24 protein-coding genes and 1 pseudogene are annotated in these 22,900 nt (G+C 47.0%); 10 read left to right on the top strand and 15 right to left on the bottom strand.

The genetic code is table 11. From position 1 onward, the window contains the following. Window positions 1–108 precede the first annotated feature (108 nt). From HUX64_RS08765 to HUX64_RS08750, 4 genes are all read right to left on the bottom strand, one after another. Window positions 109–633, bottom strand: a complete 525-nt coding sequence (locus tag HUX64_RS08765; RefSeq protein ID WP_174625853.1) for a DUF1097 domain-containing protein — start codon at window positions 631–633, stop codon at window positions 109–111. A gap of 1,152 nt (window positions 634–1,785) precedes the next feature. After that, window positions 1,786–1,965 (bottom strand): CopG family ribbon-helix-helix protein, encoded by a 180-nt coding sequence (locus HUX64_RS08760; protein WP_246246969.1) that lies wholly within the window; start codon window positions 1,963–1,965, stop codon window positions 1,786–1,788. A gap of 177 nt (window positions 1,966–2,142) precedes the next feature. Then, window positions 2,143–2,859 (bottom strand): SDR family oxidoreductase, encoded by a 717-nt coding sequence (locus HUX64_RS08755; RefSeq protein ID WP_174625852.1) that lies wholly within the window; start codon window positions 2,857–2,859, stop codon window positions 2,143–2,145. After that, window positions 2,847–3,839 carry an SPL family radical SAM protein gene (locus HUX64_RS08750; protein ID WP_174625851.1) on the bottom strand — a complete coding sequence of 331 codons (993 nt, stop codon included), beginning with the start codon at window positions 3,837–3,839 and terminating at the stop codon, window positions 2,847–2,849. The genes HUX64_RS08755 and HUX64_RS08750 overlap by 13 nt, the downstream gene beginning before the upstream one ends. Before the next feature lie 121 nt (window positions 3,840–3,960). Between HUX64_RS08750 and proC the strand changes: the two genes are divergently transcribed. The 4 genes from proC to HUX64_RS19665 all read left to right on the top strand — a co-directional run bounded on the left by proC (window position 3,961) and on the right by HUX64_RS19665 (window position 6,746). Further along, window positions 3,961–4,791: a pyrroline-5-carboxylate reductase gene (proC, locus tag HUX64_RS08745; protein ID WP_174625850.1), complete on the top strand. Its 831-nt coding sequence runs from the start codon at window positions 3,961–3,963 to the stop codon at window positions 4,789–4,791. Beyond that, window positions 4,788–5,363, top strand: a complete 576-nt coding sequence (locus HUX64_RS08740) for a YggT family protein (RefSeq protein WP_174625849.1) — start codon at window positions 4,788–4,790, stop codon at window positions 5,361–5,363. Before proC ends, HUX64_RS08740 begins: the two co-directional genes overlap by 4 nt. Then, window positions 5,360–5,566 (top strand): DUF167 family protein, encoded by a 207-nt coding sequence (locus tag HUX64_RS08735; RefSeq protein WP_246246968.1) that lies wholly within the window; start codon window positions 5,360–5,362, stop codon window positions 5,564–5,566. The genes HUX64_RS08740 and HUX64_RS08735 overlap by 4 nt, the downstream gene beginning before the upstream one ends. 898 nt (window positions 5,567–6,464) lie before the next feature. After that, the gene (locus HUX64_RS19665; protein ID WP_246246967.1) at window positions 6,465–6,746 is read left to right on the top strand and encodes a hypothetical protein; all 282 of its coding nucleotides are present in this window, start codon (window positions 6,465–6,467) and stop codon (window positions 6,744–6,746) included. On the opposite strand, the gene argB is transcribed toward HUX64_RS19665, so the two are convergent. The 5 genes from argB to coaBC all read right to left on the bottom strand — a co-directional run bounded on the left by argB (window position 6,723) and on the right by coaBC (window position 12,126). After that, on the bottom strand, window positions 6,723–7,622 hold the full coding sequence (argB, locus tag HUX64_RS08725) for an acetylglutamate kinase (protein WP_174625848.1): 900 nt from the start codon (window positions 7,620–7,622) through the stop codon (window positions 6,723–6,725). The two genes, HUX64_RS19665 and argB, sit on opposite strands and share 24 nt — an antisense overlap. A gap of 89 nt (window positions 7,623–7,711) precedes the next feature. Beyond that, complete coding sequence (locus HUX64_RS08720; RefSeq protein ID WP_174625847.1) at window positions 7,712–9,250, bottom strand: phosphomannomutase/phosphoglucomutase; 1,539 nt, start codon at window positions 9,248–9,250, stop codon at window positions 7,712–7,714. A gap of 9 nt (window positions 9,251–9,259) precedes the next feature. Further along, window positions 9,260–9,688 carry a hypothetical protein gene (locus HUX64_RS08715; protein WP_174625846.1) on the bottom strand — a complete coding sequence of 143 codons (429 nt, stop codon included), beginning with the start codon at window positions 9,686–9,688 and terminating at the stop codon, window positions 9,260–9,262. Between the two features lie 658 nt (window positions 9,689–10,346). Further along, window positions 10,347–10,805, bottom strand: coding sequence for a dUTP diphosphatase (gene dut / locus HUX64_RS08710; RefSeq protein ID WP_174625845.1), 459 nt, complete (start codon window positions 10,803–10,805; stop codon window positions 10,347–10,349). Window positions 10,806–10,929: 124 nt separating this feature from the next. Continuing rightward, entirely contained in the window at window positions 10,930–12,126 is a 1,197-nt protein-coding gene (coaBC, locus tag HUX64_RS08705; RefSeq protein WP_174625844.1) for a bifunctional phosphopantothenoylcysteine decarboxylase/phosphopantothenate--cysteine ligase CoaBC, read from the bottom strand. 103 nt (window positions 12,127–12,229) lie between these two features. Between coaBC and radC the strand changes: the two genes are divergently transcribed. Continuing rightward, window positions 12,230–12,904 (top strand): RadC family protein, encoded by a 675-nt coding sequence (gene radC / locus HUX64_RS08700; RefSeq protein WP_174625843.1) that lies wholly within the window; start codon window positions 12,230–12,232, stop codon window positions 12,902–12,904. Window positions 12,905–13,723: 819 nt separating this feature from the next. Beyond that, window positions 13,724–13,903, top strand: a complete 180-nt coding sequence (locus HUX64_RS19220; RefSeq protein ID WP_217426479.1) for a hypothetical protein — start codon at window positions 13,724–13,726, stop codon at window positions 13,901–13,903. Here HUX64_RS19220 and HUX64_RS19215 read toward each other — a convergent pair. The 4 genes and pseudogenes from HUX64_RS19215 to HUX64_RS08685 all read right to left on the bottom strand — a co-directional run bounded on the left by HUX64_RS19215 (window position 13,900) and on the right by HUX64_RS08685 (window position 16,326). After that, the gene (locus HUX64_RS19215) at window positions 13,900–14,121 is read right to left on the bottom strand and encodes a hypothetical protein (protein ID WP_217426478.1); all 222 of its coding nucleotides are present in this window, start codon (window positions 14,119–14,121) and stop codon (window positions 13,900–13,902) included. The genes HUX64_RS19220 and HUX64_RS19215 overlap by 4 nt on opposite strands. A 562-nt stretch (window positions 14,122–14,683) precedes the next feature. Next, window positions 14,684–14,875 (bottom strand): hypothetical protein, encoded by a 192-nt coding sequence (locus tag HUX64_RS19210; RefSeq protein ID WP_217426477.1) that lies wholly within the window; start codon window positions 14,873–14,875, stop codon window positions 14,684–14,686. Between the two features lie 464 nt (window positions 14,876–15,339). After that, on the bottom strand, window positions 15,340–15,438 hold the full coding sequence (locus HUX64_RS08690; protein ID WP_174625842.1) for a DUF2281 domain-containing protein: 99 nt from the start codon (window positions 15,436–15,438) through the stop codon (window positions 15,340–15,342). Window positions 15,439–15,834: 396 nt separating this feature from the next. Beyond that, window positions 15,835–16,326, bottom strand: a pseudogene (locus tag HUX64_RS08685) (DDE-type integrase/transposase/recombinase). Window positions 16,327–17,032: 706 nt separating this feature from the next. Here HUX64_RS08685 and HUX64_RS08680 point away from each other — a divergent pair. The 4 genes from HUX64_RS08680 to HUX64_RS08665 all read left to right on the top strand — a co-directional run bounded on the left by HUX64_RS08680 (window position 17,033) and on the right by HUX64_RS08665 (window position 20,429). After that, window positions 17,033–17,899: a hypothetical protein gene (locus HUX64_RS08680; protein WP_174625840.1), complete on the top strand. Its 867-nt coding sequence runs from the start codon at window positions 17,033–17,035 to the stop codon at window positions 17,897–17,899. 733 nt (window positions 17,900–18,632) lie between these two features. Then, on the top strand, window positions 18,633–18,761 hold the full coding sequence (locus HUX64_RS20110) for a hypothetical protein (protein WP_281355262.1): 129 nt from the start codon (window positions 18,633–18,635) through the stop codon (window positions 18,759–18,761). A gap of 459 nt (window positions 18,762–19,220) precedes the next feature. After that, window positions 19,221–19,634 carry a GFA family protein gene (locus tag HUX64_RS08670; protein WP_174625838.1) on the top strand — a complete coding sequence of 138 codons (414 nt, stop codon included), beginning with the start codon at window positions 19,221–19,223 and terminating at the stop codon, window positions 19,632–19,634. Between the two features lie 126 nt (window positions 19,635–19,760). After that, on the top strand, window positions 19,761–20,429 hold the full coding sequence (locus HUX64_RS08665) for an alpha/beta hydrolase (RefSeq protein ID WP_174625837.1): 669 nt from the start codon (window positions 19,761–19,763) through the stop codon (window positions 20,427–20,429). A gap of 90 nt (window positions 20,430–20,519) precedes the next feature. Here HUX64_RS08665 and HUX64_RS08660 read toward each other — a convergent pair whose 3' ends face one another. Both HUX64_RS08660 and HUX64_RS08655 read right to left on the bottom strand, forming a co-directional pair. After that, window positions 20,520–22,070, bottom strand: coding sequence for a fused MFS/spermidine synthase (locus HUX64_RS08660; RefSeq protein ID WP_174625836.1), 1,551 nt, complete (start codon window positions 22,068–22,070; stop codon window positions 20,520–20,522). A 69-nt stretch (window positions 22,071–22,139) separates the two neighbouring features. Further along, window positions 22,140–22,900: FAD:protein FMN transferase (locus HUX64_RS08655; RefSeq protein ID WP_174625835.1), on the bottom strand; the 761-nt coding region annotated here is incomplete at its 5' end.

Here is a 22,900-nt window from a genome sequence, read left to right as displayed (position 1 = left end):
TCATGCTGAAAGGGATGCTGACAGGCGGCCAGAGGTCAACTGTAATCTTTTACTGTAATCTATTAAAGATCAGTTTTATAGCTTGGAAATCCGGTAATTTATTTTAACTTAGCTTTCCTTAGTCCACAAGGCGCTTAATTTTGCTGAATAAAGTCCAAAATAGGCGCCTATCACGAGGGAGAGGGATATCACAATCAGAGGATTGCTCAGGCCAACGCTCAGTAAGACTTCTTTATTTAATTTGTCAGGGGTTTGCAACAGATAGGCAAATGTTGCTGAATAACCCAGTACGCTAGCCGGTATGGACGAAAGCTGCGGAATATTTGCAGCAAAGCATAAAACTACCACTGAAACCGTTACCGCGACAGCCGCCCAGAACGGAAAGCCAAGAAATATTGTTGAGGGAATATTGGTAATCTGAATCGCTGTTAACCAGGCCATGAAAACTCCGAAAATTCCGCAGATAATTGTGTTTTTTAAAGCTTCGTTATTACCGCCCAGAGCAAAAAAAGCCGCCCAGGCAATGGTAGCCGCCCATATAAAAAAAATACCGCTAGCAGGACCTACTGCTAAAAATGTTGCCAATCCGGCCAGAACACCAATACTTAAAGAGAGCGCGGTTAGACTATTCATAGATCATATCTCCAAAAATTACACCTCAGTTTATTGTTTATTTGATTCCGCATTGAGGAGCTCTACGAAACCTGTTTTTATGATTACTCTCGCTTCATGAGCGAACCTAAAGCTTACGTGGGTTAGCCATCAGAAGCAACTCAAAAAGAACCAGAAATTAAAAGCAAGTATCCAGGATGGGGTAAAAAACGCCCCTGCTGAATTTGCAGAGCATACTGGGGTTAAAACCAGCAACCTAGCAGTTTACCTATCAGATAAATGAGGAGGCTAAACGGGTGTCTTACTGGATTGAATCACTCCAGTAAGAACTCTTCAGAGCTCTGCAAATAAAGAAGCGTTAGGTGGCACGTCTGCCTGAAGGCTTGGAAATGCCGAGACCAAGCCGGTAAATCCATCGACTGGCGCTTGTCCACGAATAATGCTGGTATTAAATTGAAGCGCTTTTACCCATAATTATTCAGCTTGATAAGCTAATAGTTGGGATAAGAAGAAAATAAATCGTTCTGGAGAAGTTTTACAGCTTGTGGCATTGTAAGTGCCCAACCGTGTCATTTAACAAATATTCCCCCTGCTGCATCTGTCCTTGGCCTTGGGCGGGCTCTGCATTCAGGTTGGGCAACCCTAAGCTGCTGCGGGGAAGGGCTGCGCTTGGGCTGATTCAAGGTCAGTAATACAGGGTTTGCGCTCAGTCAGACGCAGCGGCAATTGGCTGCCGATGTCGACTGGCTACAGCGCTCCGCTAGGCCTTCAGCTGAAAGACAGGCTTGAAAAACTCCCGCCTGGGCCAATAGAAGCAGTGATGAACTGCTCTATGGGCTCAGCCGATTAAACTCCAGCGTTCACACCCCCGGTTATATAGCACGGTGGGGCGCTTACGCTGCATTAAGGCCCATCGGTTATGGCTACCGTTCGTCGCACGTGCCACAGCCGCAATATAGTGATAGAGGATTTCTAAATTTCGTACTGATACGACGAGTCTCGCTCGGCTCGAACTCTTCCAGTTTTTTGCAAACACAGAGCAGTTCCAAAAGCCGCGAGGGTGCGTTTATTTACGATTAAACTGCACGAGCCGCCGCTTGTTTGCTTACCGTGGCCAGAATTCATAAAGCCGGGCCAAATCAGACTGCGTTTTGCTAGTCCACTTCAACTGCATTAGCGCGAAATCGGCAGCGGTTTATCGGTATCCAGGCTTTTGGCCCACGCTTGCACCGTTTGGTGATCAATGACATGACCTGCATCAACATCTGCAAGTGCTTCCACCGTCAGCCGCCGCGCTCTTTTTTGTTGTCTGAGCCAAGCAGCCAGCGCCTGTTTTACAATGCAGCCAAGCAAGCGGCTACTAAATTAACCCTTTCGGCAAGTTCCCTTGGAACATGGGCGGTAATCACTTTAGGGTTCATAGTTAAGTCCTTTAAAATAAAATCAAATTTGACATATAAAGTAAAGTTGATTATTTCAATGCTGGAAATGGCATTTATTATATGAATTCACGTTGAATCCATTTTTTAATCATGGCTTTTTAAACTTGACAACTTTATTCAAAGGGCTCAGGTTGATTTCATCTATCATCATTTTTGAGCGTGAATTGAGTACATAGGACACCGCCTCTGCCACATCCTCAGGCAAAATGTAATTGCTTTCCTCGTCCCCCGGCTCAAAGGACAAGTGCTCAAAAAATGCGGTCTTGACCATGCCGGGATTAATCAGACAAACCCGCATATTGCTGTTGCTGCATTCTTCGCGCAAGGCCTGGGTAAAACCGCGCAAGGCAAATTTGCTAGCGCAATAGACCGCGCCTTTGCGGCTGCCTTTTAAAGCGGCTTCGGAACCGATAAAAATCAGGTCGCTGTGGGCTTTGCGTTTTAAGTATGGCAGCAGCGCCTTGGCCAGAAAGGCCTGACTGGTAAAATTTATTGACATCAGGGCTTCAATCTGGGCGTAGGAAAACTCCTCCAGTGAAGCAAACCGGCCCATGCCGGCTGAAAAAACCACCGCATCAATTTCCGGGAAGCTTTGTACCAGTTCGCGGAGTTTTTGCGGTAATTCCTGTAACCGGCTCAAATCCATCTGCACCGTCTTGAAGGTGTCGAGCTGCCGTATAAACTTGCGGCAATCCCGGGATGCCCCGATAACATAATGCCCTTGCTGCAATAACTGTACGGCAATGGCGCGCCCTATGCCGGAACTGGCGCCTGTGACCAGCACTGTTCGCTTTAAGGCGCGCATGGGAAAAATTTGGCTTCAGGAATATAGGATAATAATTGTTCAGTGCAATAATGCATCATCTCCTGCTCCAGTTCCTGCTTGTAGGAAATCATTCCCTGCTGATTGGCTAAAGGGCCGGCAAAAAGTTTTTCATCGGGGTAAAGCTTATGGACTTTTTTAAAGTAGCTCTCGGGCAGTCTGAAGACGCCAAGACTCACCGAGTGCAGCTGTTTTAAATTAATCATGGAAAAGACCTGTTCAAATAAACGCTGATACTGCTCCTGGCAGCCCGTCTGATAAATCACTGGATCAAAACGCAGGCCCAGCAGCCAGCCGTGTTCCTGTAATTTAGCCATTGCTTCAAGACGGCGTGGTATAGACGGCGCTTTAGCCTCGGTTTTTGTCGCTATTTCATCCGGGTTCAGGCTAAACGCCACAATGCAGCGGGGCAGTGGTTCTCGATTCAGCAAGCTTCTGACCTGCGTGCTTTTGGTTCTTAGCTCCAGCCAGGCATTGGCAAGCTGTTCAAAAAACGGTAAAAACTGTTCGGCAAATCCGCTTACCGGCTCCAGTGCCAGGCTGTCGCAATCATAGCCGGAGAAAAAATGGATGTCCTCAGCCGGCGATTTGGCACAGAGTTGCCCTATATCATCCTGAAAATCTTCGTAATTGACAAACAGCACATAATTGGCCGATTGGTACATGCCCTGTAAAAAGCAATACCGGCAATCGTACAAACAGTTGAGCATGTGGGAAAAATAATAATTTCTTGTGGCGCCGATGCCGTAACCTGAAGGCGCAGGCAGGGCAAAGTTTTTATATTTTTCCGCCAGTATTAACGCCGGCTTTTGCTTTTGCAGCCGGAAATTTTGTGCTTTGGGATTAAAAACTTCACCGTACCGGCTGCAGGTGATTATTCGAGCCTGCGGAAAACGGGCGGTAATAGTGTCAACACGAGGGTGCTGCAGGATAGCTTCTTCAATATAAATGGTTTCGATCATTGGCATTTTACCGGTTTGAAGACCTACTTTAGCACAGCTTGTCATGCCAAAAGTCTTGTGATTTATTGAACAGGCCTCATATAGGGTAAAATATTTCCAACCATCACAAACACATCCAGCCATGAAAACAACTAAAATAGGTTTTATCGGCGGCGGCAACATGGCCACCAGCCTGATCAGCGGATTGATAGCCAGCGGCCATTCACCCGGACAGCTTTGGGTAGCGGATATCAACCCGGACATACTCGAAACCCTGGCAGCCACTTTAAACATTAATACTTCGGCCAGTAATGATGCGGTTATTGACCAGGTTGACGTTATTGTCCTGGCCGTTAAGCCGCAGGCGCTCAGGGACGTAGCCATAAATGCGGCGGCCTCGATTCAGCAAAGAAAACTGCTGGTCGTATCCATCGCCGCTGGCATTACTCAAAACAGCCTGGATCACTGGCTAGGCCGCGAGACTGCCATTGTTCGCTGCATGCCCAATACCCCGGCTCTGGTATTAACCGGGGCGACGGCCATGTTCGCCAATAACCGGGTAACGGCTGAGCAGCGTACGCTGGCGGAAAATATTTTGCGCTCGGTCGGCATTGCCCTCTGGGTTGAAAAAGAAAGCGAACTGGATGCGGTCACGGCCGTTTCCGGCAGCGGCCCTGCGTATTACTTTCTGCTCATGGAAGCGATGGAGAAAGCCGCTCTGGAATTGGGCTTAAGCGAAGTTACAGCGCGCTTACTGGTTCAACAAACAGCCTTGGGCGCTGCTAAAATAGCCCTGGAATCGCCGGAGTCGCCTGGACAGTTGCGCCGCCGCGTTACCTCTCCAGGCGGCACCACTCAAGCAGCCATTGAAAATTTTGAGCAAGGCGGCTTTACCGAACTGGTTTCAAAAGCAATTCATGCAGCACATAACCGCTCTATTGAAATATCCAAGCAAACGGAAAATAATTTATGACTTCTACCTATATGACTGACCCGGCCATTTTTTTAATCGATACCCTGTTTTCTCTGTATATACTGGCAGTAGTACTGCGCTTTTTACTGCAATGGTGCAGTGCGGAATTTTACAATCCCATCTCGCAATTTCTCGTTAAAGTCACGCATCCGCCGTTACGGATTTTGCGCCGCTATGTGCCGTCCATGGGCAAGATAGACACCTCTTCGCTGGTTCTTGTGCTCGCCCTGCAAATGCTTGCCGACTTTTCGGTATTGCTGCTGAAAGGCGTTTCTATCGGCATAGGCGCATTGACGATTTTATCGATCACCCAATTGATAACCTTGCTGATCAATATATTTATTTTCGCCGTATTCGCCAGAGCCATACTCAGCTGGCTAAATCCCGGCGCTTTTCAGCCTGCCTCCTCCATTTTATTCAGCCTGACCGAGCCGCTGCTGAATATCTGCCGTAAATTCATTCCCGACCTGGGCGGCATAGACTTGTCGCCTTTAATTGCCCTGCTGCTTTTGCAATTGGCAAAAATGGTCATTCTGCCGCCGCTGCATGAATTAGCCAGCCTGATCAGTTGAGCGGGTATACCGGTAAACAGGGCGTTTTGACCTTAAATCTCCCTGTTCAACCTAAAGCCCGCAAAAATGAAGAGTCCGGGCTTTACGGCGACCGCTTAAAACTTGGAATTAAAGCCCCGGCCGTAGACGGCAAGGCAAACCGGCAACTGCTCAAGTTTATAGCCGATGAATTTGTGTCAGCAAAGCCGCATCCACTCTTGTAGCAGGCGAATCAGGCCGGAAAAAACGCGTGCTTATTGTCTTGCCGCAACGCCTTCCATCTCTGCCCGAACCTCTCCGGTTTGATATTTCCCTATAACATGGCATTTACTTAGGACAGCTTGATCGGCTTTAATTAAAACCCGAGTCAGCAAGCAATAGGATTAAATCTTTACTATCTTTATTCTGTAACTCAAGCCAGTAAATCTTATTGAATACCTATACCTATGCCAGCACGCATTTATGTTGCAACTGCTTTTGCAAAAAAAATGTACCGGTGAATAGATGAACAGGCAATACTTTTTTCTCGGATCAGATACCGCCTGATCATTCCCGATACCGCCGGGATTGCCTGAGCAAAACGGGCCGGGTTCTTGAAGTCACTGAACAGGCAAAAACCAAAGAACAAATGGAGCTGGAAAAGCGGCTGGCGAAATTACGCAGCGATCAGGAAAAATCATTGTCAATCAAAAAATCCCTGATAAAGCTTTATTAAGTACCTTTCATTCCAAAGAAGATTTACTGGCGGCTATTTAAGTCAAGCTGCAAGCGGTGGATGCCCAGAAAAACGTCATGGAGCATGACCGGGAGCGCCTGAAAATCAGCTTGAAGAACAACAAAAGAAGGCGGCGAACCTGGAACGCAACGGCCAAAAGATGCCGGGAAACTGCTGGCTAACATACAGTCAACGCAAGCACAGGTTCAACAGGCACGCAATGCCATCAGCGCAAGTCATGACAAACAGAAGCAAATCAAAGAGGAATACAATGCTGATATTGAACGGTTTGCATTTCTGACTCAATCCGGAATCAAATCTCAGCCGCAATCCAGAATAGCCAGTATTAAGGAAGCCAATAAGCTAGGCCTGTTTTACTGCGAAAATGATCGCCAGTGCAGCAAAGCGTGGGAAATTGCCCGCGTTTTCGTCAACGCCAATTCCACCACAACGGTCATATTTATAACGGCAAGCTGATTATGAACCGCCCGCCGGCCAGGGATACGGATCTTAGCTTATCGCTATCCCAAATCGCCGTTAACGAGGATGACTACCAGCTTTTTCTCGATATCCGCTGCCGTGATTCAGCGCAGGGCAAGGAATTATGCGCCAGCCAGAAAGTGAAGGATATAAGGTCAGCTTTCCGACCTTATATTAATGATGCCTTAGCGAGAGCGGCTCAGCAGTAAAGTGCCCACGCCCTGATCGGTAAACAGTTCAAGCAGCACGGCATGCTCGACGCGGCCGTCTATAATATGGACGCTGGCCACCCCGCCTTTCAAGGCATCCGTAGCGCAGCGCGTTTTCGGGATCATGCCGTCGGATATGGTGCCGTCTTCGATCAGGTCGTCAATATCCCTGAGCGACAGACCGGTCAGCAGATTTTTCTGTTTATCCAGAATACCGGCCGTATTGGTCAATAAAATCAATTTTTCGGCTTTTAGCACTTCAGCAATTTTCCCGGCCACGAGATCCGCATTAATGTTATAGGAAAATCCGTCGTCGCCGATGCCAATCGGCGCGATCACCGGAATAAAATCGCTGCGTCCCAGCATATCCACGACTGCCGGGTCGATACTGCTGACCTCCCCGACATGACCCAGGTCTATAATTTCCTGAGCATCCGCATCGGGCGTTGACTTCTTCAGGCTGATTTTTTTAGCCCGGATAAAATCGCCGTCTTTTCCGGTCAGGCCTACCGCCTTGCCGCCGTGCCTATTGATTAAAGACACAATCTCCTTATTCACGAGACCGCCCAGCACCATTTCGACCACATCCATAGTCTCGCTATCGGTAATCCGCATGCCATCAACAAAACCGGTTGTTTTACCCAGCTTGTCCAGCAATTGACCGATTTGAGGCCCGCCGCCATGAACCACAACCGGATGTAGTCCCACCAGCTTCATCAGGACAATATCGCGCGCAAAGCTGTGTTTAAGCTTTTCATCAACCATTGCGTTGCCGCCGAATTTAACCACTACAGTCTTATTTTTAAAGCGCTTGATATACGGCAAAGCTTCAATCAGTACATCCGCTATTTGATAAGCGGTTCTTTTTTGAATCATTTTCGGGCTTTCCTGTGCTAAAGCTACAATTGTCTTTTATTTCATGGCATTGGCAGGTAAATTGTTCGCATTCACCCGCAACCTGTTTATTAAAAAGGCAGCCTGATATCGGCTTTGATTTTCTTCATCAGGCTTCTGAATTGTGCCTGAATATCACTCAAGGCGTCTTTTGAATCGGCCTCAAATCGAATGGCCAGCTCCGGTGCTGTATTGGATGCGCGCACCAAACCCCAGCCCTGCGGGAAGTCAACCCGCAGCCCGTCAAGAGTGGTAATTTTGCCTTCTTTAAAATCCGCCGCGGCAAACAGTCTTTCCATGAAAGTAAAGTTTTCACCTTCTGCCAGCGCAACATTCAATTCGGGCGTATTGATACTGTCGGGGAAGTCAGCAAAAACTTCCGCGCTGCTACGGGTATCTCTCGAAAGTATTTCAATCAGGCGTGCGGCTGAATACAAAGCGTCATCGAAACCAAACCAGCGATCATTAAAGAAAATATGCCCGCTCATTTCACCCGCCAGCCTGGCTCCGGTTTCTTTAAGTTTTGCCTTCATAAAGGAATGCCCGGTTTTCCACATCAAAGGCCTGCCGCCGTATTTTTTTATCTGCTCGGCCAGATGCCGGCTGCATTTCATATCATAAATAATCTCTGCGCCGGGCCTGTTTGCCAGCACGTCTTTTGCAAACAACATCATTTGCCGGTCGGGCCAGATAATTTTGCCGTTTGAATCGATAACCCCCAGGCGGTCGCCATCCCCATCAAAAGCTATGCCCAGGTCTGCCTGGTAATGTTTAACCGCCGCGGTCAATTCGACCAGATTTTCTGGCTTGCTTGGATCGGGATGGTGATTAGGGAAGGTACCATCAATATCACAGAATAACTCTACAACTTCACCACCTAATGTTTTCAGCAAAACCGGCCCCAGTTCGCCGGCTACGCCGTTGCCGCAATCCAGCACTACCAGCATCGGCCTGGCAATGCGAATATCTTCGGAAATGGTGCCTATATATTCATTAATGAACCGGCCATTCTGTTCGATAGACCCGGTTTCGCCGGTAGCGAAAGCCTGTTTATCAATGCATTGCCTAAGCTGCTGAATTCTTTCTCCGGCCAGGGTTTCTCCGTTGATCACCATTTTCAGCCCATTATATTCAGCAGGATTATGGCTGCCGGTAATCATTATTCCGGAGCGGCCTTCGGTATGCTGGGCCACAAAATAAAGCACAGGTGTAGGCGCCATGCCGATATCCACTACGTTTTGTCCCGTAGAAACCAGGCCTTTAGCCAAGGCATCCGCCAGAGCAGGACTGGAGATTCTGCCGTCCCGACCGATCGCGACTGTTTTACAGCCATGCTCTTTAGCGCTGGTCCCCAGTGCGCGCCCGATATCATAAACCACGTCCGCAGTCAGCGTTTTACCGGCTATACCACGTATATCATAGGCCCTGAAAATGGCGGCTTTTTCATCGGCGGCCTTTACGCTGCCTTTTATTTCAGGAATTTCTGGCACAGCCTTGTCTATTATCTCAGGCTCAATAAGGTTATTTTTTGCAGGATTTGCCACTTTACCAGACTGCTTTTTCATAATCCGCAGACCCGTCAAAAAAACCGTCCAGTTCAAAATTGTCATTATCGCTCACTATATAGTTTCATTACCCACATTATTCAAAACCCGTATAATTTGCATCAGGGGGTAAATAACCCCGTTCATTTCATTTATATTGACGCGATGATTGCCTTGCAGCTTATGAAGCAGCATGTCTGTAAAGGCTTTCATGCTACTGCTCAAATGCTGTGTCAGAAACTCTGAAAGCCTACGGTAGCCAACAAAAAACGCCAGCACGGTAATCAGCGGCGAAACAATAATAAGACCTGGACTCAGTAAAAAGTCCCCGCAATCGGGGCCAGCAGCATATTGGTAGTCCAGCTCCCGGTCGATCTGGGGCCCGATAACTTGTAAGTTGCCTCTCTGCTTCATATCAAGTTTTCCGCCTGAAATTCCTAATAATACCCGTTGTTCCTGACTTAACTCCAGATAGCCGTCTTTTACAGCCGCGGCCTGTATCATTTTGCAAAGCTCTGCCGGTCAATGTTTTCAAGATTTGCGGCGGCTGTTAACAAAACCGGGTCTGTACCGGTAACGGCCGTTAACACTTATGGATCTTGCGCCATTTTATCCAGCAGCCGGCTGAGCAGGTATACTTGTTCCGACAGCGTTAGAGCAACACATATGCAATAGCGGGGGCTGAATCCTGCTTCGCTTGTGTGACCAGAGCCTGAGACACTAAGTAGACCCACACCGGCAGTCAGGTTCATCAAAATAGCGACCGCTGACAGCAAGGAGAAAAGTTGTCCCATCTTTTATATCTTCTCAGCAAGCCTATTACAGCGGCTTGAAAGAAGCAGACACCGGTGCGCTTTCCGCATACACTTCACTCTGTTCAAGCGTCCCTGATAGCGCCAGCGGCACTAAAACCATTGAGCAATTTGCTCATCGATATTAATAAAGGCCGTATTTCCGCGGCGCCGGTTTACGCCAAGAACCTGTTCCTCATAGCCCAAATTAATGGGCGGCTTCGGTTCGCTCTTATTACATTGTATTAAAGTGATGTGATAGGGATTGCGAATTGATGAATCAGCAGGCGAAGCAAAATTGAAACTATCAACCCCTCTAATTAGCAGTAAATTTTTATGCCTGATAACAACAGGTGAAAATAAACTTAGTGTTAGGATTTGCCGGTAGATCCAAATCCATCGTTGCCCCGGTCCGTAACCGTAGTAAAATCGGAAACCCGTTTGAACTCTACTTGAACTACCGGCATAAACAATAACTGGGCAACTCTTTCTCCTGGCTGAACGATATAGTCATTCGCTCCGTCATTATGTAAAATAACCCCTATTTCACCGTGATAGTCGGAATCGACAATACCCATGCCCTGCCCTACCCGAATTTGACTGTTCAGGCACAGACCGCTGCGGCTTGCCACCACTGCTACGAGGCCGGGATCCTGAATATCCAGCGCCAGCCCAGTGCCAATAAGGGTATTTTCGCCCCCCCGAATGACTACTGCTTCTTCAATACAGGCAACCAGATCGACTCCTGCCGATCCTTTCGTCTTGTATTCAGGCATGCCGTATTTTTCGAGTAAAGGATTGATTACTTTAGTTTCGATTAATCTTTTCATATGCCAAATTAATTTTCATATGCCAGTTTAAATTTAAAAATATATTATATCTTATTCTTCTTATTATCATCGCTACGCGATAGCCTCTAAAACGGGAAAGATAAATAAAATCAAAGGCTAGAAATTAAGTTTTAAGCTGCCTTTTTTCATACAATCTTTCTGCAATCAAACTGATTAGCTGCGCCGACAGCTGATTTTTGTCTGTCATCGCCAATGTGCTCCGGCCGTTTTCCCAGAAAACCTGCAATGCATTTTGGTCGCTCTCAAAGCCGCCCAGATCACGGCCAACCCAGTTGGCAGCGATCATATCCAGGTTTTTTCTCGCCAGTTTATCTTGCGCATACTGCTCCAGGTTATGGGTTTCGGCGGCGAATCCGACCGTAAACGGCCGATGTTCCAATTGCGCGACCTCCGCCAGAATATCCCTGGTTTTTTGCAAGGTAAGGGCAATCTGTTCTGCCTGTTTTTTTATTTTCTCCGATTGCGCGGCTGCAGGGCTGTAATCCGCAACTGCCGCCGCGCCAATGTATATGTCATATTCCGGGGCTTTGGAAATAACGGCCGCATACATTTGCGCCGCGGTTTCCACCCCGATAACTTCAATATTAAGGGGCGCTGCAAGCTGCACCGGCCCGCTCACCAGCGTTACCTGCGCACCTGCATTCAATGCCGCGCCGGCAAGCGCGTAACCCATTTTTCCGGAACTGCGATTAGTGAGGTACCGTACCGGATCTAAAGGCTCGCGGGTCGGCCCGGCGCTGATTAAAACTTTCAGACCTTGCAGGCACTGTGCTATGGGTTTGCCTAATAATCTCTGACTAATCTCCACAGGCTCCGACATTCTGCCAAATCCGGTTTCACCGCAGGCCTGATCGCCCTGTCCGGGGCCTATAACAGTAACGCCGTAGCTTTTGAGTTTCTGAATATTTTCCTGGGTTACCGCCTTATTCCACATGGCCTGATTCATGGCAGGCGCTATGTAAACGGGACAGGTAGCGGCCAGGTAAAGGGTGGTCAACAGATCATCCGTCAAGCCGTGGCTGCATTTTGCAATAATATTAGCCGTTGCCGGAGCGATAATCATTAGATCGGCCCAGCGCGCCAGAGTGATATGGCCCATGGCATTTTCTTCATCCGCATCCAGCAATTCGCTGTGCACGGGATTGCCGGACAACGCCTGAAAAGTCAGCGGCCTGACAAATTCCATGGCAGACCGGGTCATCACCACTCGCACGGCAGCGCCTTGTTTTCGCAATAGTCTTACTAATTCTGCCGACTTGTACGCGGCAATGCCGCCGCTGACAGCCAATAAAACGTTCATTATTAGTGATAATGTCCAGGTGAAAATTATGTAAAGACAATATTATGGCAAGTTTGAAACAACTCTTCTATGCTTAAATTTTAATCGATTTCAGGTCATGAATATGGCTATTAAAGATTGGCCTGCCGAAGACCGGCCCAGGGAAAAGCTGCTGCAACGAGGCTCAACCGCTTTAACCGATGCGGAGCTTTTGGCCATTTTCCTCCGAACCGGTACGCCAGGGAAATCGGCGGTGGATCTGGCCCGCGATTTATTGACGGATTTCGGCTCACTGAAGGCTTTGCTGGACGCCGACCAGCAGCGTTTTTGCCGGGGCAATGGCCTGGGCGAGGCCAAATATGCACAGCTTCAGGCCGTGCTGGAAATGGCCCGCCGCCATTTTAAGGAAGTGCTTAAGCGCGGCGATGCGCTGACCAGCCCGGATGCAACCCGGGCCTATCTCAGCGCCCAACTGCGGGGTTACAGCTATGAAGTATTCGCCTGTTTATTTTTGGATAATCAACACCGGGTCATCCAGCTTGATGAATTATTCAGGGGCACCATAGACGGCGCCAGTGTTTATCCCAGGGAAGTCGTTAAACAGGCTCTCTATCAGAATGCGGCGGCGGTAATCTTCGCCCACAACCATCCATCCGGCATTGCTGAACCCAGCCAGGCCGACAAGCAAATCACCGAAAAACTCAAACAGGCCTTGGCCTTATTCGATATCCGCGTTCTGGATCATTTTATTATCGGCGACGGCCAGCCGTATTCGTTTGCCGAGCACGGGTTAATTTAATAAATTATTGACTACAATAGCTAGTATTTTTAAAGCCGTTTTGACTAGTTTATAGGGGATGCAAAACAGCTGCTTAAACAGAACGACTCATTACTCATAGGGGTTTGTAACTTAAGCCTTATGCCATTTTTCTCGTAGATTAAAAAATAATTAGCTGTACTTCAGTTATAAGTGGAACTGCGGTGATGCTGAAAACAGCATTAAAGTACCAAAATCCCGTTACGATAGTACACTAGAATCATCCCGCCGATTCTTATCGGATCGGGATAAATGAGCGTAGTAACGCAGATCAAAACCGGACGCGCGTTTGTGCGTTAATGTCTGGATTCATTTTTCCATTAACTGCCTCAATGTCTTAGTCCCGTCATCCTTGAGCGTATCGGGCAAGAAACCGAAAAAATTGTAGTGATAATGCTTTCATTCGGAAAGCCGCTCGTTCACCAGATTGAGCATGTCAACACTATCTCGCAATTGCCTGAAACGTTTAATTTAACCCTTACTCTGTTCCAGCCAGATTGGATTCTAGGGTAAATCAACATTCATCAAAGCGCCCAAGGTTTACAAGTTCAAACCCTTACAAGCTGCATCGGTTGCCTCTATAATATGACTTTCAGGTTCAGTCACCCTGACATTCAGCGTTTCTCGCTCAATGCCGACACTAGTGCCTTTTTGTTATAATCTGCTGCGTCCCGCTCCCGTGTATAAACCGATAGCTTCCGGGAAAACGTGTCGCCAGCGCCCGGCAAGCCAATGTGCAGTGCCGTAATACTGGCTGAAAACAAGACACCCATTTTCAAGCCAGCCTTCGTTGGCCCGATAATGCAAAACGGCCTCGTATTTTGGATCAGTCTCAATTTGCTTCAGCCGATGCAGCAACTATTGCAAAACGGCGCGCTCTTCATCGCTTTGCAAAGCGATATCTTCTTCCAGGGCACCACTTTGCCCGTCCAAAGTGCGGCCTTCAAGCAATCCCGTAGGGGTATTGAGGCCGGCAGCTAGCCTGGAATAAATCTGCCGCTTATTAGATTTTTCATAAATCCTCCGCCTTTGCCCAAGCACCTTGCCAAAGGCAATGGCCCCCTTGCAGGCTGCCCGAAAATGCTCATCGGTACCACCGCCAAGCCTTCAAACAAGGCAGTGAGGCCGTGAATAATTTTAACCCGATGCGCAACGGACAGACGGCGATATCCCCGGTGCCCGCTGGAGAAATAGGGCATTGTCGCTATCCAGCCATACACTTTTAGTGGCCTGCTACGGCGCCGCCGCAATAACCAGCTTATCCAGCAGTTCGGTTAGCCATTGCCTGCATAAAATCGCCGCGACAAAATTAATGACCGGCTAGCGGGGCATTTTTTCTTTTCATTCAGCAAACACAAGGCCAGCGCCGCTGTTCCAACGATAAGGTTTTACCCAAACCCACTTCATTGGCCAGCAATAACCTGACGAATTTATAATCACGAAAATGCTTTAAACACTTCGCCGCCAAGCCTAGTTGCCAAGATTGCAGTGAAAAACCTTCCCGATACTGCGGGGGCTCGATTAAAGGCGCCAGAGCGATGCTGTCATCATCCGCAACATCATCCAGACTTAATTCACGGCGGCAACTGCGGCGGCGAATTTACTTGCAAACGGCTTCCGTAAGGGCTTAGCCGTATTCCACAGATAATCGAATTCGGCTCAATCCAGGCCGCGCCTTACGGGGTATCGTCTCCCGAAAGAATGTCCTAATGATGTTTCCAATTGAGGCGGGTTTCGTTCATCGAGCCGATAAAACCGATTTTACGGCCATCGGCGCTGAATAAGGCCTGCCTTGCCATGCACAAAACCACAAATATTGTCCGGCGCTACCCGAGTAGCTTGGCCGCACTGCCATAAAAAGGCGTCGTTACGCCGGTAGCGGTCACGATTCAGCAATGCCTCCGCCTCCATTGCATAGGCGTTCCACCGCCGATCATCTTCGCATCGCGGCACTTCGACACTTTTAAATCACGGGGATAAATATCGACATTACAGATGATTTTGATACCAGAAGTTAACTCCATCCCGGCTTATTCAGCGAGCTGGTGAAATAACCGCAATGCGGCAGAAACTCTTTGCATCTTTGAGTCACGCCGCTATAAAGCTTTGGCCTAAACGGTGGATGCCGAATGAAAAACCACGAAGATCATAAGAACGAGCTATAAATGTTAATGATCACCATGCCGTATTTTTTGAATTCGGGCGATAGTTTTATGATCTTTATAGTTATTAAAGAAGCTGCTTTCTTTGTGCATTCGCAAGCCCGAAATCCGGTCTCAGCTTCGTTTTACTTAAATCTGAAAAAGGGAAAGTTACAAAAACAACAGCGCTTACTGAAATTTCTCACATGCCTCTCCCTCTTCGGGACGACTCCAAGCTTTTGCCAAAGCCTGCCCACTTACTAAAGTTGTTTCAGCCTACTGCCTTTGTTTAAAATTATCAAATTCAACAAAATCCAAAACTTCTTGTTGCAGATTTTCAGGTAAAACCGCTACTTTTGCAGCAATTTCTTCCACTAGACAATGCATAAAAGGCCTCTTGTTTTTAAACAAGCACTCTATTTGAAATTAAATCTATAGCGAAAAACAATTCTTTACACCAATCGCTGATTACTCATCCTGGCGGACAAAATTTCCGCCGCCTCGCGGAACTTTATTCGCTTTAGTTTTAGATGAGCTTGCCCAAATAGGTGGGATCGATTTCATAGATTATCCGAGATAAATTCTTCTGCGCTTTTCAGCCCCGCGCCTTGTGGGGCGCCATGCTGGCCGTGACTTTAGTGTGAACCTCGATATGAATGGCCTTGAGGAAATTTTATTACGTATGCGGTCTCGAAACGGCGGGGGTATCAATATCGAGCATGCGCCGATAAAATGCTTGGATGATGTGTCAACCTTTTACCGGACAGATGGTTAAGCAGCTGCTTGCGGCAATTCATAGTCTACCGGCGGCACATAGCCGTCGGCCGAATGAAGTCGCTCGCGGTTGCAGAACACTTCGAGCTATTCGAACACGGCCTGTTTAGCCTCCGCTCGGGTTTAATAGGTTTGATTAGCTATCAGTTTGGTTTTCAAGCTACGGAAGAAGCTTTCTGAAACGGCGTTATCCCAACAATTGCCCTTACGGCTCATGCTCTGCCGGATGCCATGTTGCGTTAACAGGGCCCGATGACTTTCCGGCGCCTGTTGACTGCCCCGCTCGGTAGGCCGCCTCAGTCCCTTCTCCGGCTTTCGCTTGCAAATGGTCATCAATAAGGCGTCGTTCACCCGTTTAGCCCGCCTATGCTCGGCCATTGACCCGCCCGCTACGGGCCGGGAATAAAGATCAATCACTACGGCTGAATACAGCCAGCCTTCTGGGGCAGGAAGACAGGTGATAGCGCCGGGGCCTGGACATGCAGGCAAGGAATGCATGCGAGTCTATTTTTTAAGTGAATTTCGATGTCAACGTTTTTTACAATTTTTAAATTCCTTAATGATTCAAATATTCTCCTCCTATCATTGGAGTACTTAACTTTTTGTTATTAAATGATTTATTTAAACTCCGTAGAAATGGTATGTTTCATGCTTTAAGTTATATATGAATTTTTAATACCTATTTCTTTCTTATGTATAAAACCAAAAAGTAACCTCGGCGGCATTATTCTTAACGGTACTTTTTCAGCGCTTGACTTATATTGGGTCATCTAGGTCTGCACATAAGCGATGCCTGGGAGTTAAAGCAAGAAGAAATAAATTAAAGAAGGTTGAGTATTTTAAACTTTTAAATGCAGTTGATTAGGTAGTCCCCTTCAGGGCGGTTTAGTAAATAATGAGTGCTTAATAAATATACTTAGAAAAGGTAATACACAGCATTTTAATTCAGGGTCGACAACCATCCTTTACTATATTTTAACCATCACTTTAGGAAGTTTCTAGCTATATAACAACATAAATAATAAATCCATAAATCGGGAATAAAGCCCATTTCATAACCTGACTACTAATGCGGCCAATCATTTTGTTCAGAAGAGTAATGCATCAGCTTGGCACTTATCACGAGTATTTATTTAATCTAATTACAATTTAAATTAAAGAATTAAATTCTAGCTTTCTTATAAATGACAGATCAATGAACAATGCCGCTATAAAAATAAATTCTTATGCTTTTACGACTGCTGTTAAAGTGATTCATAAAGCAATAATTCTAGCTCTAATTCTTGGAATTTCATTAATTTCCAAAGCAGCTTCTGTCACGGATTTTTCTATGGAAAACAGTGACAAGCACAATGAATTCAATTCTATTGAAGCTAAAAGCAAACCGTCATCAATGGCAAAATTGAATGACAGCTACATTAGAAATAGCTATTGGATAAATCTTGAATCTGAACAAAATATACAATTCAAATCCATACCGGCAAAAAATAAACTAGCAGCGAAACCAGATCAATTAGATTTTCCGGAACTTTACCTGAGCTCGCCAAATGAGTCCGGTTTTTTTGGCTTTATATTGCAATATGAAGGAAGTAGTAATGCAGAGTTAAATGAGAATGCTGTAGCCTGGGGCAATATGAAAATGGCTTTTAAAAATATTAATACGGTCTGGAATAAGGTCGATGTATGGACTACTATTTCGATAAGTAAATATTTAGACGACGACACTTTATCGCTTATTAATTTTCTTGAAATTGATCCGTACGCAATAAATGGGAATTTGAAACAATTAGCCCATCCGATGTCAAAAAATTTGTCTTTAACCGCCAGCAGGGATAATTTAGTCAAGGACGAACTGGCCGATAAAGAACCGTCAAATCTAGTATATACAATAGTGAGTTTTCATTATCTGTGGAAGTTACTTTTAGACAATGCAGTTCCCCTAGTAATTATAACGATACTATGGATTTCGATAAAAGTACTGGTAATAATTTTAAAACCTAAAGCTTCCCCGGGCAAAAAAAGTCAAAGAAATCGAAGTATTGATGGATTTATCGATTTTTAAGGCATTAAAACGATATTTCAAAATCTACTCTGCTGTCCAAAAAGAAGGTATTAGTTTTTAAGCGGATACCTAAAAAAGGCTTTATTTTCTTTATCCTACCACCCTCCTGAGATAACCTAGTCGCCAAATTCTGCAACTATACGCAAGCCTTAGTATTTTGCATTTAAAGCCGGCTTACTTATTAACTGTCCGCTTTAGCCATAAACTTATACCTACTTTGCCATTACTATTCAGCTAGGGATAATTAGGACTTTCGCTGCCCTAAAAAAATAATGTATGTTATGCAGATATGATGACGAAGCAAAGGTATATAGAATACCTGATCAGGCCACACCAGGTTTAATTATTAGTCCAAGGCCTGCTCAAAATTACTGAAGCTTTTTTACCGATTAACGATAATAGCGTTCAAAATAAGCAGTACTCGAATTCGGATAAACTGGTCAAGAAGCAATACGGGGGTGCAGAAGGCTGCTGGGTGCGTGGAGTTGGCCTTGTGATCCGGCTGCCCAGTGAAGGTTCGGAACATCATCCACTGGACTACCGGCTTTATGAGAACACCGCCGACGGCAAGACTAAAACGACCATTTCAGCGAGATTCTGGTTAATGCCGGCACGGACAAAGGCATTCGTGCAAGGACAGTGCTGTTCTACAACCGGTATGAGGCTTGGGAAAACTTGAAGTTAGTCAATTCCTCAAGCTAGCCTTTTATAATTTCTAAAAAGAAACCGCTTGGTGAGCCTTAGCAAGGAAGAAGGCTATCTCTATGTGGAAGTCATCAACTGGGTGCCTAAAGGGCTCCAACACGGCGCGGTTGTCAAACTGAAGAAAGTGCCGTTCAAAATCAAACTGTTCAAACTATGAACTTAATGACAGTTTGACCCTGCAGGTCGCTCAAAAAGCGAATGACGTGCGCTGTGGCAAGCCGAGCAGTTCCATCGCGAAATCAAACAGCTAACAGGATCTGAAAAGCGCCAATTCCGGAAAGCGGGGCCACAGCGTAACCGTCTTGCCTGTTGCTACCATGCTTGGGTTTCCTTGAAAGTAAAGGCCAAAATATTAAAAACTACCCTTTACCAAATCAGGAAGAATTTGTTTTCCAACTATTTAAAAGCTGAATTGGATAACCCAGAATTACGGCTTATTCTGGCGAATAGCGAAAGTTTTAATAATATAACTCTTCTATTTTTCATCCTTCATGGGCTTATAATGAATTATTTACTCAACTGCGTGTGGTTTAAGATTCAATTTAGTCTGTTAAAATTAGATCCTGCTTATTTTCGACAGTTAAGTTTTATCATTTAACCTGGATATGGAGAGAATATGAAACTTCCGGTTAGTGGTGGATGTCTGTGTGGTTCAGTCAGATATGAAATTTCAGCCGAACCCGTAGCCAGCGTCAACTGCCATTGCAGAACCTGCCAAAAGGCGACTGGAGCACCCTACCTGGCAATAATGTTCGTACCTGCTTCAGCTCTTGCAATAAGCGGTAACTATAAGGAGTTTGCGACCCTTGCGGCAAGCGGCAACACTCTTTATCGGGCTTTTTGTCCTGAGTGCGGAACAGCTTTATTTGGTAGAAATAATACCTTTACCAATATAAGACCCGTGGCGGCGGCAACCCTTGATGACCCCAGCATATTTAAGCCGCAAAAAGACATGTGGGTTATTGATGCTCAACCATGGGATATAATGGATCCGGAATTGCCAAAATATAATGGCAATTTTTGGTCCTAAGCAATAAGGAAACATGCCTTTGGGAATGAGGGACGAGGTCTGCTTAAAGGCGTTCCCTGGCCTTTTGGCCGAGGCCTGAAACCGGCAAGGCGATTTGATTAACACTAAATGTCCTGGAAGATACCTATGCATTCCGAACTCAGTACATACGAAATAAAGCCTACCTCAACTCACCAGTATTCTATTATCTGGTTGCATGGCTTGGGTGCGGATGGGCACGATTTTGAAGACATTGTTCCCAAACTGCATTTAATAACAGAACCGAATATCCATTTTATTTTTCCCAATGCTCCCATTCAGCCCATAACCATAAATGGGGGAAAGAAAATGCGCGCCTGGTTCGATATCCTGGAACTGGGAACCGAACACAAAGTCGATATTGCAGGGATTTACCAGTCGACAGGATTGATTGATCAACTTATTCAACAAGAAATTGATCACGGCATTCCGCCTGAAAATATTTTACTCGCCGGCTTCTCTCAAGGTGGAACTGTAGCCCTACATGCAGGCTTAAGATATCCGTATAAATTGGCCGGCATCATTGCTTTGTCCACTTATTTACCTACACTGGAGCAATTAAAAATCCAACGCCCCACCGCCAATTATGCCACACCCATTTTTATGGCCAATGGCATCCTGGATTCAATAGTAGCCATTGAATACGGTAAAAAAACATCTGATACCTTGGCAGCTATGGGATATAGCGTAGAATGGCACGATTATCTTATGGAGCATACTGTTTGTATTGAGGAAATAGAGCATATTTCAGCTTTTATTAATTCAATATTAAAATAATTAGGACTCGCTCATATCTGCAATGAACATTCCATAAATTTTACTCTTTAGAAAAGCATATCAAATACACAGGTGTTGCCAGCCTTCTACTCAGCGCACCAGAATATCATGTCCGAACCAGTCAACAAGAACGTGCCGATAATGCTCGGATTTTCTGACCTGCAAATATTCCAGAGGATTAAAATTATCAGTCAGAATAACGCCGTGAGCATTATCTAAGGTTAATACCCGGTTTTGCAGCCATGCAGCCTGATCCGCCTGAAGCGGCTTGGCTTTGAGATCAATAGGCCGACTGCCGGCAAGAAAGACAAAATCATTAAAATCCTCCCCCGGTTCGGAAATAAATAAGGAATGGTACTTAAAAACCTGCTCTAGGGTTCGGGAGACGGAGGCCAGCGCGGCATTTTTCCCGCCTTGCGAGAACGCCACAAAATTGAGAGCAAGCAGGCCTTGAGCCGATAGCAGTTTCTGCAACTGGGCCAAGGCCTCAACAGTTAATAAGTGCGTCGGCTCGGTGCCGCCGGTAAAGCAATCATGGATGATCAGATCATAATTGCCTTTTAAGCGGCGGATCTCATAGCGCGCGTCGCCGATTATATCTTTTCCTGCGGATCTAAAGCCAAAATAATCGGAGGCGGCCTTCGCTACGGCCGGGTCAATCTCCAACGTATCCACTTCAAGCCCATAACGATCGCGCAGCACCTTTGCCATATGTCCCGCTCCCAAGCCAATGATTAAGGCGCGCGTCATTTTCGGAGTCAAGGCGGGAAGTAAATTTACGATCTCCTGATAACTAAGCCGGCTTTTACCCGTGGAAATACTGGCCGCGCCAATCATGGAAGCATCCGAAGCGAGAAAACGCAGGTCGCGTGACGGTTGATCAATTACTCGCACCCAGCCATACAGACTTTCCTGTTCTGACTGGATTTGAAATGTTTTACCGCCCGTATAAGCATGGCCGGCGCTGACAATTTTAGGCAATAGCCCTGCTCCAATTATTATCAAAAGGATATTGGGCAGCAGGGCCGCAGGCATCCCCAGCCGCCTTTTCTCATAGACGGCAATAACCAGCGCCAGCAAAAAAAGCAAACCGGCGAGACTGATTAAAATCTCCCTTGAGCCCGCGGCGGGAAACAGAAAAAACCCCAACAGCAAGGTCCCCACTACGCTCCCGACCGTGCTGACGGCATAAATTGAGCCTGCTCCGGCGCCAATGCCGTCCAGCCGTGAAGTTGACAGTTTAATGGCGAAAGGCCCCACCATGCCCAGCATAGTCAGACTGGGCATGAATAAAACAAACGCGCTTGCAAAGGCGCCCAGGCGCAAGCCCAGCGGGTCGGTCGCCAGCAATACGGTTCTTGTCAAGCCCGGAATCAGCAGCGTCAATAAGGCGGCAAGCGCAATAATGAGAGAAAGACCCGTGCGCTGGGCGCGATCGGCCCAGCGGCCGCCGACAAAATAGCCAATGGCAAGCGCAATCATGGTTACGGAAATCAGGGATGACCAGACATAAAGACTGGTTCCATAGAAAGGCGCAATCATCCGGGTGCCCAGCAGTTCTATCAGCATGACTGACGCGCCCGTCAGAAAAACAGTCAGGTAAAGTCCGGCACGCTCGAAGACGTTCAGAGGATTAGTCATTTTTATTGTTATAAAGTAGTCTTACGGGTTCAGGTAATAAATGTTTCTGGCTTGATACAAAAGATATGTTTATGAAATCTTTTCGCCGGCCGGGCGGGAAACCAGAGAGCCGCCGGCTTCGCCTCTTGAATTCACCCATAAATGAGGCAGATTCATTTCTTTTAACCAGGCCTCCCCGCCCTCTTCCTTGAGCATGGCGATAGTGGAGGCGCTGCCCGCCACCACGCAAAAATCGCCGACCACGCTGACGGCGGCCAAATGGCGCACCGGCCAGCCGGTTTTAGGGCTTAGCACATGCCCGTAGCGAACCCCGTCCCGCATAATGCAGCGTTCATAATCGCCGCTGCTGGCAAGCGCCCCTTCGCGCAGTAAAATGGTCTCCAGCACAGCCTCTTTATCGCGCGGATGGCGTATGCCTATCCGCCAGGGACTGCCGTCAGCGCGAGGCCCGATTACCTTGATATCGCCGCCTAAATTTATGACGCCATGCCGGATGCCGGCGTTCCAGCATAACGCCGCCGCCCGGTCGACAGCATATTCCTTGACCACGCCGCCAAAATCAATTTCCATACCCGGACAGGGAAATTCAAGCAGCGGGGGCTTCCAGCGCACTTTATCCCACCCGACTTTATCCAGGAGATCCCGCACCTGGCCTTCGGAGGGCAAGACGCCCCGCTTAAAATCCCAGACCCGCCGCAGAATACCGGAAGTAATATCAAACAAGCCGCCGCTTTGCTCATAGCAGGCAGCCGCATAATTCAGCAAGCCCGCCGTCTCATCATCCACCGGAATACGGCCGCCAATGGCTGCGGCCCGGTTGATAGCCGACA

The organism is Candidatus Methylobacter favarea (genome assembly GCF_902806695.1).
GTDB classification, from domain to species: Bacteria; Pseudomonadota; Gammaproteobacteria; order Methylococcales; family Methylomonadaceae; genus Methylobacter_B; species Methylobacter_B favarea.
This window is presented reverse-complemented; position numbering and strand designations above follow the sequence as displayed.

Excerpts from the sequence above, each read along its gene's own strand:
- HUX64_RS08720 (WP_174625847.1), bottom strand. The coding sequence starts at position 9,250 with ATGACAATTTTGAACTGGACGGTTTTTTTGACGGGTCTGCGGATTATG.
- dut (WP_174625845.1), bottom strand. The coding sequence starts at position 10,805 with ATGAAAAGATTAATCGAAACTAAAGTAATCAATCCTTTACTCGAAAAA.
- proC (WP_174625850.1), top strand. The coding sequence starts at position 3,961 with ATGAAAACAACTAAAATAGGTTTTATCGGCGGCGGCAACATGGCCACC.
- coaBC (WP_174625844.1), bottom strand. The coding sequence starts at position 12,126 with ATGAACGTTTTATTGGCTGTCAGCGGCGGCATTGCCGCGTACAAGTCG.
- HUX64_RS08750 (WP_174625851.1), bottom strand. The coding sequence starts at position 3,839 with ATGATCGAAACCATTTATATTGAAGAAGCTATCCTGCAGCACCCTCGT.
- HUX64_RS08755 (WP_174625852.1), bottom strand. The coding sequence starts at position 2,859 with ATGCGCGCCTTAAAGCGAACAGTGCTGGTCACAGGCGCCAGTTCCGGC.
- HUX64_RS08660 (WP_174625836.1), bottom strand. The coding sequence starts at position 22,070 with ATGACTAATCCTCTGAACGTCTTCGAGCGTGCCGGACTTTACCTGACT.
- HUX64_RS08715 (WP_174625846.1), bottom strand. The coding sequence starts at position 9,688 with ATGATACAGGCCGCGGCTGTAAAAGACGGCTATCTGGAGTTAAGTCAG.
- radC (WP_174625843.1), top strand. The coding sequence starts at position 12,230 with ATGGCTATTAAAGATTGGCCTGCCGAAGACCGGCCCAGGGAAAAGCTG.
- HUX64_RS19215 (WP_217426478.1), bottom strand. The coding sequence starts at position 14,121 with ATGCCCTATTTCTCCAGCGGGCACCGGGGATATCGCCGTCTGTCCGTT.
- argB (WP_174625848.1), bottom strand. The coding sequence starts at position 7,622 with ATGATTCAAAAAAGAACCGCTTATCAAATAGCGGATGTACTGATTGAA.
- HUX64_RS08740 (WP_174625849.1), top strand. The coding sequence starts at position 4,788 with ATGACTTCTACCTATATGACTGACCCGGCCATTTTTTTAATCGATACC.
- HUX64_RS08670 (WP_174625838.1), top strand. The coding sequence starts at position 19,221 with ATGAAACTTCCGGTTAGTGGTGGATGTCTGTGTGGTTCAGTCAGATAT.
- HUX64_RS19220 (WP_217426479.1), top strand. The coding sequence starts at position 13,724 with ATGCAAAACGGCCTCGTATTTTGGATCAGTCTCAATTTGCTTCAGCCG.
- HUX64_RS08765 (WP_174625853.1), bottom strand. The coding sequence starts at position 633 with ATGAATAGTCTAACCGCGCTCTCTTTAAGTATTGGTGTTCTGGCCGGA.
- HUX64_RS08665 (WP_174625837.1), top strand. The coding sequence starts at position 19,761 with ATGCATTCCGAACTCAGTACATACGAAATAAAGCCTACCTCAACTCAC.
- HUX64_RS08680 (WP_174625840.1), top strand. The coding sequence starts at position 17,033 with ATGAACAATGCCGCTATAAAAATAAATTCTTATGCTTTTACGACTGCT.